This is a genomic window from Deinococcus marmoris, from assembly GCF_001949125.1.
In the GTDB taxonomy this organism is placed as follows: domain Bacteria; phylum Deinococcota; class Deinococci; order Deinococcales; family Deinococcaceae; genus Deinococcus; species Deinococcus marmoris_A.
The window spans coordinates 1-8,256 of the sequence record NZ_MSTI01000073.1 but is presented as its reverse complement, the minus strand read 5'-3'; the positions used below and the strand labels follow the sequence as shown (position 1 = coordinate 8,256).

The 8,256-nt window shown below is 64.3% G+C and carries 10 protein-coding genes; 8 read left to right on the top strand and 2 right to left on the bottom strand.

The features are described from left to right. A partial coding sequence (locus BOO71_RS11190; protein ID WP_075832331.1) for an IS3 family transposase occupies positions 1–693 on the top strand: 693 nt, incomplete at its 5' end. A 30-nt stretch (positions 694–723) separates the two neighbouring features. Next, positions 724–1,026 (top strand): RNA-guided endonuclease InsQ/TnpB family protein, encoded by a 303-nt coding sequence (locus BOO71_RS11185; protein WP_254843131.1) that lies wholly within the window; start codon positions 724–726, stop codon positions 1,024–1,026. Positions 1,027–1,070: 44 nt separating this feature from the next. Here BOO71_RS11185 and BOO71_RS11180 read toward each other — a convergent pair whose 3' ends face one another. After that, positions 1,071–2,096 carry a tyrosine-type recombinase/integrase gene (locus BOO71_RS11180; protein WP_075832329.1) on the bottom strand — a complete coding sequence of 342 codons (1,026 nt, stop codon included), beginning with the start codon at positions 2,094–2,096 and terminating at the stop codon, positions 1,071–1,073. 215 nt (positions 2,097–2,311) lie between these two features. Here BOO71_RS11180 and BOO71_RS11175 point away from each other — a divergent pair, with 215 nt between their 5' ends. The 5 genes from BOO71_RS11175 to BOO71_RS11155 all read left to right on the top strand — a co-directional run bounded on the left by BOO71_RS11175 (position 2,312) and on the right by BOO71_RS11155 (position 6,531). Further along, positions 2,312–3,844, top strand: a complete 1,533-nt coding sequence (locus BOO71_RS11175; protein WP_254843130.1) for an AAA family ATPase — start codon at positions 2,312–2,314, stop codon at positions 3,842–3,844. 497 nt (positions 3,845–4,341) lie between these two features. Further along, entirely contained in the window at positions 4,342–4,830 is a 489-nt protein-coding gene (locus BOO71_RS11170; RefSeq protein ID WP_075832325.1) for a hypothetical protein, read from the top strand. Further along, complete coding sequence (locus BOO71_RS11165; protein ID WP_075832323.1) at positions 4,827–5,456, top strand: hypothetical protein; 630 nt, start codon at positions 4,827–4,829, stop codon at positions 5,454–5,456. Before BOO71_RS11170 ends, BOO71_RS11165 begins: the two co-directional genes overlap by 4 nt. Continuing rightward, entirely contained in the window at positions 5,453–5,842 is a 390-nt protein-coding gene (locus tag BOO71_RS11160; RefSeq protein ID WP_075832321.1) for a hypothetical protein, read from the top strand. The genes BOO71_RS11165 and BOO71_RS11160 overlap by 4 nt, the downstream gene beginning before the upstream one ends. Positions 5,843–6,126: 284 nt before the next feature. Further along, the gene (locus tag BOO71_RS11155) at positions 6,127–6,531 is read left to right on the top strand and encodes a hypothetical protein (protein WP_075832319.1); all 405 of its coding nucleotides are present in this window, start codon (positions 6,127–6,129) and stop codon (positions 6,529–6,531) included. Positions 6,532–6,840: 309 nt separating this feature from the next. Here BOO71_RS11155 and BOO71_RS11150 read toward each other — a convergent pair whose 3' ends face one another. After that, on the bottom strand, positions 6,841–7,692 hold the full coding sequence (locus BOO71_RS11150) for a tyrosine-type recombinase/integrase (protein WP_075832317.1): 852 nt from the start codon (positions 7,690–7,692) through the stop codon (positions 6,841–6,843). Between the two features lie 350 nt (positions 7,693–8,042). Here BOO71_RS11150 and BOO71_RS26980 point away from each other — a divergent pair. Beyond that, the coding region (locus BOO71_RS26980; RefSeq protein WP_139322901.1) for a DDE-type integrase/transposase/recombinase at positions 8,043–8,256 on the top strand (214 nt) is incomplete at its 3' end.

Genomic DNA, 8,256 nt, shown 5'->3' with positions numbered 1-8,256 from the left:
CGGGGCACCTATGGTGCCCCCCGCGTCCAGGCAGTCCTGGCAGACGAGGGGTTGCAGGTCAGTCGGGCGCGGATCACCCGGCTGATGAAGGCGGCAGGTCTCAGGGTGCGCTGCAAACGGAAATTCCGCTCGACGACAAATTCCAAGCACCGCCATCCAGTGGCCGAAAATCTCCTCAACCGTGAGTTCACTGCGGACCGGCCCAACCAGAAGTGGGTGACAGACATTACCTATTTGCCGACCCAGGAGGGCTGGATGTACCTGGCGGTGGTCATGGACCTTTTCTCCAGGAAGATTGTCGGTTGGGCGATGCGCAAGACGCTCCACACCGAGCTGGTCGTGGCCGCACTTACGATGGCCCAGCGACTCCGACGCCCAGGACAGGGGATCCTCCACCACTCCGACCAGGGGGTTCAATACGCCAGCAGCGAGTATCGACAGGCTCTGGAGCGCCTGGAGGCGCTCCAGAGCCTGAGCAGAACGGGAGAATGCTGGGACAACGCCGCGATGGAGAGCTTCTTCGCCACCCTCAAGGTGGAACTGGATCTCCACAAGGCACAGGGGAACCGCACTGACACGCGCAATTTGGTCTTCGAGTGGACCCGGGTGTTCTACAACCGCGAGCGGCGCCATTCCAACCGGGGGTATCGCTCACCCACTCGATTTGAAGAACACCGGGCCAGACCGAACTGATCCTCCACTAACCCCTTGCAATATCAGGGCATGGGGCGGGGCAATCTGGCCCGGTCTATCCACGATGTCGGCTGGGGTCAGTTCTTTTCTTTCCTGTCGCAGAAGGCAGTATGGGCCGCTCGAAAGGTTGTCGCCGTAGACCCCCGCTATACCTCGCAAGCCTGCAACCAATGTGGGCATACGTGCAAGGCAAATCGGGTCAGTCAATCGCGGTTTTGGTGTGTCGCCTGCGGTCATCAGGAGAATGCAGACCTGAATGCAGCGCGGAACATCCTGGGGCGGGCCGTCCCATCAGGCTTAGGCGTAGCGGTAGTCAACGCAAGCGTTGTCTGAGAAGCCAACGGATTCATCCGTTGGTAGGTCACTGTGCACCACACTCAGTACGTGTTCTCGGTCCAGCCGTCCACATATCGGCTCAGGTCATCGGCCCGCACCGCGACGTAGCGCCGGGTGGTGTCCGCGCTGGCGTGTCCCAGGAACAGGCCGACCCGCGTGAAATCGCCCGTGGCCTCATACAGCCGGGTGGCGCAGGCTTTCCGCAGTCCGTGAAAGCCGCGCCAGATCAGCCCGCTGTTCGCCATGACCCCCTTCATGCGGTACGTCACGTCGTTGTAGGACCACCCGAAGTACCGCCCGTCCGGCGCGCTGAGCATGGAGAGTTCGGTGATGAGCTGCTGACTGAGCGGCACCTGGCGCATCTTGCTGCCCTTGCCGGTCAGCCGCAGGAAGCGTCCGCCGCCCTCGATCTGGTCCGGGGTCAGTGCCAGTGCCTCGGCCACCCGCAGTCCGGCGTGCAGGCACAGCAGGGTCAGCACCCACAGCCGTCGGTCCTCGGGGTCCAGCGATTCGGCGAGGGTCCGCAGGGCGGCCAGTTCCGGGTCACCGTACGGCGGGCGGCTCACGATGCTGGGCGTGGCGTCGGCCCGCACGCGCACGCCCCCGAAGGGGTCACGGGCCTCACCCAGTCCGGCCCAGCGCAGGGCCGACATCACGGCGCGGGCCGCGACGATCCGCACCTGCAACGTGGCCGGGCGGTACGGCTGGCCGGGGCGGTGGCTTCGCAGCCAGCCCAGATAGCGCTGACCGTCGCGGCGGGCCGGGCGCAGCAGGTCCACGCCGCCTTCACCGGACAGCGCCCACTGAAGAAAGGTCCACGCGCCCTGCTGGTAACTGCGCCGGGTGTGGGGGCTGCCCACCGAATCGCCCAGGGCTGCGTCGAAAAAGTTTTCCCAGACCGGGCGGGCGGCTGCGGCGTTCTCGCGCAGTTGTCCGAGCAGGCGCAGGGCGTCGCGGCGCAGGGCGTCGTCGGGTTTGTCGCGCCAGGACTGTGGGCCGCTGGACCGGACGAGGGTTGTTCTTGCGGCTCCTGGAGAGGGGTTCGCGGCTTCGAGAAGGGTGTTCATATCTTCAAGATAATACCAATTATCTTGAAGATTGGCGGGGGAGAGGGGCACCCCGCTTTTGGGTTGCTGGAGGCTGGGAAACTGCCCCACCTTAACGCGCCTGAAAGTGAAATGGTGTGGCGTTTTTGCCGAATCGCAGTCGCTTCCTAAACCCCTGTACTTCGAATGCCGGGTGCTTTGATCTCCTCAACTCTGGCCCGCTTTTCGCGGGCCACATGAAGTTCATGATTGATCTGAGTGCAGGCTTTAAAACCGGGTGTGATCGTTTCCCTGGCATCGGCATGCGGGGCCGGGCCACGGTTCCGAGAGAGGCCTTTAGTGCCCTCGATCCCCGCCCCAGCGTGCGGGCGGTGTCGTGGAGCGCTCTCCAGGCCGCCTGTCTATGCTTGAGCGGTGAGGCGAAGGCGCGGCGTGACGGCCCCACGGTGACCGTCAGGCTCAGTGGCGGGTCACTGGCATCAAGCACCTGCGCCGAAGCGGGGTCCGTCTGGAACGGCTCTGGCACTGCGGTGCGCCCGTATGTACTGCTGATCGCCGAGGCCGCGCTGCTGGGCACACACCATGAACTGCGAACGCGCTGGGCGGCGCTGCTTACAGCTCTGGAGGATGGCGGCGCAAGCTGGCCGGTGCCCGAGGCCGCCCTGGCTCGGCTGAGCAACCGCGACGTCATCAAGAATGCCATGTACGCCGTGGTGGACACGCTGTATTTTTTGCTCAAGACGCAGGGCTTGCCCCGCGCCGACAGCGGCAGATTGCCCACAGACAGTGCCGAGTACCCGCACACGCCGCTGCTCTATGGACAGGCCGCGCAGACTGTGGGAGCCGCCGATCTGGGGGACGAGGCCCGGCTGATGCGCCGCGCGGCATATGGGGTGCGGGCGTTGCTGATCGGCCCCACCGGCTGCGGCAAGACCGAGTTGGGCAAGCGGGTGGCGTTGGCGCTGGGCGCGCGGCTGTGTAAGGTCTCCGGGCGGCCCGGTCTGGAAGACCGTGACATGATCGGGGGGGTGGCCCCCACGCCCAGTGGGCCGCGCTGGCTTGATGGCCCGCTGGCCCGCGCCCTGAGAAGCGCGCAGAACGGAGAGCGCACGGTCCTGTTGATCGACGAGCTGATGCGCCTCGATCCGTACCACCGCAACCTGCTGGTGGGGGCCCTCGACGAGCTGAGCGCCGCCGAAGTGAGGGCTGTGCTGGGCCGCGATGTGCCAGACGGGCGCTACTACACCCTGGACCTCCCCGGTGCAAATGCGGGAACGGGCGGGGGCAACGAGGTGCTGTGTGCCCCGGTCTCACTGCTGAGCGTGGTCTGTACCACCAACATGGGCGGGCGCTACGTGCAGGCTGGACACCTCGATCCGGCGCTGCTGCGGCGTTTTGAACTCACACTGTTTGTCTCGCCCTTAACGGGGGCCCAGATCATGCCCGCCTACGAGCGGGTAGCCGGGCCGCAGGCTGCGTGGGTGGCCTACGCGTTGGAAGTCACCAGCCGGGGCATGACCGCCGAACAGGGTCAGAGTCTGGCTGAGCCGATCAACACCGGGGTCACGTTGAATTACCTCGCGGAAGTTGCGGCGCTGATAGCCGCCGGGATGAATGTCACCGGGGCGCTCCGTGCGGCGCTAGACGTGACGGTGGTTCCCTTCTGCTGCGAGATTGGCGAGGATGGCCTGCCCGATACGGCGGCAAGGCAGAGCCTGAGCGTGACTTTAGAACGGCTGCTACGGGATCAGGCGTTGCGAGCTGCCTAGAGTGAACTGGTGTTAATAGACATGAATTGACTTCATGCTTGTGTTTTTTCTGCCTTCTTCCCAGCCTTTCCCATCGACTTTTTGCCTTGTTTCCTTCTCCATGCTTTTGCATGTGCTAGTGCCAGGGAAAGGAGCAGCATGGGCGCATCCGCCTTCAGCACTGAAGATCGCCCGCGTGCTCAAGACGCAGCTGCCCTGCGACATCCCCACCCACAGCTTTCACGCCTTTGGCCGTCAGATCCTCACCGCCTTCCGGGGGGAACTCACCGTCAACGCCTTCAAACGCCACAACCTGGTCCAGACGCACCTCAACCGCCTGCGCCCCAACCGGGCGGGTCCAGCGCTGCGGACGACCTGCTGTTCTGGTGGGGAGGGCGAGACGCGCTCACCCGCCGTTTCACTCCGGGAGAGGTGGCAGGCATGGCCCAGTCGCAGAAGCAGACCATGCCCGCCGCCCCAGAACTTCACTTTCTGAACCCTGTCATCCTGGAGGCATCATGACTCACCCTGACGATTTCATCTCTGTGAACAGCCTGCTCGCGGACCTGCGTGACCTGATGCGGCGCGCGGAGAGCGGTACGGACCTGCGCGTCCGCAAAGCCATGCTGGACCTCACCGTGGTCCGCAGCCGCAGCGTCGGAATCGGCCTTCCGGCCATCCCCGCCTTCTTCATCCCTAAGGACCTGGCGGGCGCGGACCTGACGGACGTGCAAACTCAGCGTCTGACCTTCAGCTTCACCCGCCGCCGGGCCGCTGCCGACGCCGGACCGCTGGCCGAGCGCCTTCAGGAGGCCCTGAAGGTGATCCAGGAGAGCCTGGAAGCCATGGACGGACTGGACCTGGACTTTGAGGCTGTCGCCACCACCGAGTTCAAGTTTGAAGTGAGCCGCGAGGGCAAGCTGAACTTTATCCTGCGGGCCGGGGGCAAACACACGGGCGCGCATACGCTGAGTCTGGAAGTGGAACGGGTGACCCCCCCGGCATGAAAGGGGCCGATCACCTGTTCCCGCTGTGTGTGCCGCCCCGGCATCCCCACCTGCCTGAACTCACGCGCGCCCTGGAGTTGTTGCGGGCCGCGCAGGTTCCTGTTCCCGCATACATCCTGCCCATGGGGGTCCGCACGGAACCCAGCGACCGGGGGCTCCAGGGGTTGTTTGACCCGGACGCCCTGTGGGCCGGGGCGCGGGTCATGGACCGTGCGCGGCGTCCCGCGCTGACAGCGCTGCACGAGATCGGCCACGCCCTGGACTTCCTGGTGCTGGGGGAGGGTGTGGAGTACGCCAGCGTTCGCGGCGGACTGGAGCGGCCCTGGGCGGCCTGGAACGCGGCGGTGGGTGCCACGGCGACGGTGATGGCGCTGCGCTCACAGCGCGACGGCACCACCGACACCGCCACCTTCGCCGCGTACCTGCTGGAACTCCCGGAACTCTTTGCCCGCGCCTTTGCCCAGTGGGTGATTCATGTGGGGGGCACTCTGGGTGAGCGCGCCGCCCTCAATGACCGTGATCAGCACATCAATGGTGTGTTGACGCAGCAATGGCCTGAAGCCGAATTCGTTACACTGGTGCCACACCTGCGGGCCCTGCTTGGCCTGAAAAGGAGTTCCCCATGACTGCCCCGTCCACCCAGACCTCCATCCAGACCCGTGACCAGGTGCACCGCGCCATCCACCACCTGCTCATAGAGTCGGGCATGTCCACCAACTCAGCGCGGGTCACCGCCGACGGTTACCTGTATGACCTGGAGCGCAGCGGCAGCCTGAAGCTGCTCGGCCTCGGCACGGTCCGGCACCTGGACCCGGACCGCTACGAGGTCACGCCGGGCGAACCGCTCACCCGGCCACAGTTTGACGGGCGGCCAGGGCAACCGGACGCCACAGACGACGCGGCCTTTGAGCAGGCCAAACGCTCCTTCATGGCAAACGGCACCCCTGAAGACCTGGCCCGCAGCGCCGCGAACATCGTCGTCAACTACCGGCAGGGTAAACGGGTGGACTGAGCGGGATGATGCGCTCTGGGCCGCCCTGAACACCGGTGCGGAGACTGAGGAAACCCTGTAAGGAGTTTCCTTTTTTCATGGACGCCCGGTACTCAAGCGCTGCCGGGCCTGAGCGAAGAACGGGGGCTGTTTGGCCCCCGTTCTTCTTGCCCCCTGACGGTGTGTCGGCCGAAACCTGCCGGGGGCAAACCATCTTCACCGGTGCAGGCCCCCGGAGAGGCGGCAGTTCAAAGCAGGCGCTGGGCTCTCAGTCCACCATTTCTCCCCATAGGAGCGTGACCCCCATGAACACTTCTGAATTCCCCGTCATCGTCGTTGAAATCAGGAGCTGCATCGTGACCGACGTGACCAGCAGCGAGCACGGGTTGAGCGTGATCGTGGTGGACCATGATAGTGGCCGCGAGCCAAATGCCGTCTGGAATGGGTTGCCAGTCTTCGCCGGGCAGATGGGCGTGGACACAGTGGACCATGAGATCTGCACGGAGCTGGCCGTAGCGCTGGGCCTGGACACGGTGGTCCGGTGGGCGGCGGCTGGTGCTTGTGCGGGGAGGTACTGGAGCGCCTCCTTGCCCTCAGCGCCGGGCGACGCCCACTTCCAGTGGGCGCGACAACCGGACCCGTCCGCGCCAGGCCGTGCATGCACTCCCCATATGACAGCCAGTGACGGTGCATCCACGCTGCGCGGCTGATCGAGGCCGGGGCCACCGACAGGCAGGTGGCTGCGCAGTCGGGTCTGAATGTCCGTCAGGTCCGCACCGTTCGGCAGCAGTGTCAGCTGGGAAGGACGGGCGCGGACCCCTGTAACGCTGTGATTAGGTGTCGGGCAGGCCCTGCATGCTTGGGCGTCCATGAGCGGCCCTGGACTTGAACGCCGGGTGGTGAGCAGCGAAGACCTTTGTGCCAGGCGCTGGGCGGCGACTTTGAGGTGACCGTCAAGCTGGGCGAGGAACGCTTCTTAATCGGCTGACATTGAGTGACAGGGTGCTGCCTGGGCCGTTTTACCCCTCTTTTAGCGCTTCCGCCACGCCCCGCGCCAGTGCCGTGGCCTGGGCAAACTTGCGGGCGTCGTCTGCACTGAACCCCGCGCTCTGCGGCGTGTGGCGGTAATCGCGCAGGGAAATCTTGCGCAACTCTCCGGGCGGCGTATACGGCACGTTCGCGGCCTTGCACGCCTGGAACAGTGCCCCACGTAGCTCCCGGTCACCGGCGTAGGGCAGGACCCGCCCGGCGGCGTAGAGTTCACCTCCAGCCGCCAAGAGCAGGGGCTTCAGGGCGGTCAGGGCCACGTCGCTGAGGCGGGTCACAGCGTGGGGGCGCAGGGTGCTGCCGGTGGCGAGATCAAAGTCCTGCCAGTGCAGATTCAGCAGGTCCTTAACCCGGTAGGCGTGTTGGTCAATCAGGATCAGGGCAGCGTACAGGACGGCGTCGGACTGGGCCTGAAGGTGCAGCCTTTTCAGATCGGCTTTTGGCAGGAGCGGTGTGCTCAGACGTTCGTTGGGCGGTCTCTGGAGACCACGGAGCGGATGGATGAGCAGCAACCCTTGGTCCTGCAGCGCGGTGTACAGCTTAGAGAGCAGGGCCAGGCGCAGGCGGACGGTGTTTGAACTGGCGGGCGCTGGGCCGACATTGCGCTGGGCCGCAGCGAGCAGCCAGGCATGAAAGTCTTCTGGAGGATGTAGGAGGTTGATCTGCTCTTCCCCAGCTTGGGTAAAGATGTGTCGCAGGAGCGAGTGGACCTGGGTGTTGGAGGTGGGCCAGACCCCAGCCATGAGGGGCATCAGGGCGTCAAGGTCTGGGTGCTGTAAGGCCTGAACGATTTTGCGGGCGCGTTCGTCGGCGGGACTGGTCATGGTTGAGGATAGAGTAACTGGCGTTAGAGAACAAGTGAAGATGATGGATATCTTCTCTTCTTCTTTGTCTGGGGCACTATTTTCTGCATTTTCTCCATGCTTTGGCCTATGCGAAGGCTGGGGAAGTGAAGTGGTGGATTATAAAATCTTTGTTGTTTAACGCCAGTTGTAGTTTACCGCCAGCAACGTTTTCGCCCAGGCAACCACAACCATTGCTGTTTGGAAAGATCACACAAGCTGTTCCAGACGCATCTGCTCATCCATCGTAAACGCTCGCAAGGGGTTCTTCTGGAATCGCACCATCCTAAAAGCTTACGCCTGTAACAAGTGACCCGCCAGGTAAATTTGACGTGCCAGAGGCCGTCCGTACGGACAAACTGTGGAGTTACGGTGTAGCGCTTCGGGAACTTTCCGTACTCCACAATATGGAGTACGTTCAGGTCGTGCCTACCGCCCGTTGTAACAATCTGGACGAGCAGTCTCACCGCCCCACACAGCGCCGTGTTCGGCAACAGCGGGGATTCAGCTCACGCCAACAAACACAGGGTTTTCTCAGCCTGTACG

Bases quoted from the DNA above. Each gene is read 5' to 3' on its own strand.
- BOO71_RS11185 (WP_254843131.1), top strand. From the start codon at position 724: ATGGGGCGGGGCAATCTGGCCCGGTCTATCCACGATGTCGGCTGGGGT.
- BOO71_RS11180 (WP_075832329.1), bottom strand. From the start codon at position 2,096: ATGAACACCCTTCTCGAAGCCGCGAACCCCTCTCCAGGAGCCGCAAGA.
- BOO71_RS11175 (WP_254843130.1), top strand. From the start codon at position 2,312: ATGAAGTTCATGATTGATCTGAGTGCAGGCTTTAAAACCGGGTGTGAT.
- BOO71_RS11170 (WP_075832325.1), top strand. From the start codon at position 4,342: ATGACTCACCCTGACGATTTCATCTCTGTGAACAGCCTGCTCGCGGAC.
- BOO71_RS11165 (WP_075832323.1), top strand. From the start codon at position 4,827: ATGAAAGGGGCCGATCACCTGTTCCCGCTGTGTGTGCCGCCCCGGCAT.
- BOO71_RS11160 (WP_075832321.1), top strand. From the start codon at position 5,453: ATGACTGCCCCGTCCACCCAGACCTCCATCCAGACCCGTGACCAGGTG.
- BOO71_RS11155 (WP_075832319.1), top strand. From the start codon at position 6,127: ATGAACACTTCTGAATTCCCCGTCATCGTCGTTGAAATCAGGAGCTGC.
- BOO71_RS11150 (WP_075832317.1), bottom strand. From the start codon at position 7,692: ATGACCAGTCCCGCCGACGAACGCGCCCGCAAAATCGTTCAGGCCTTA.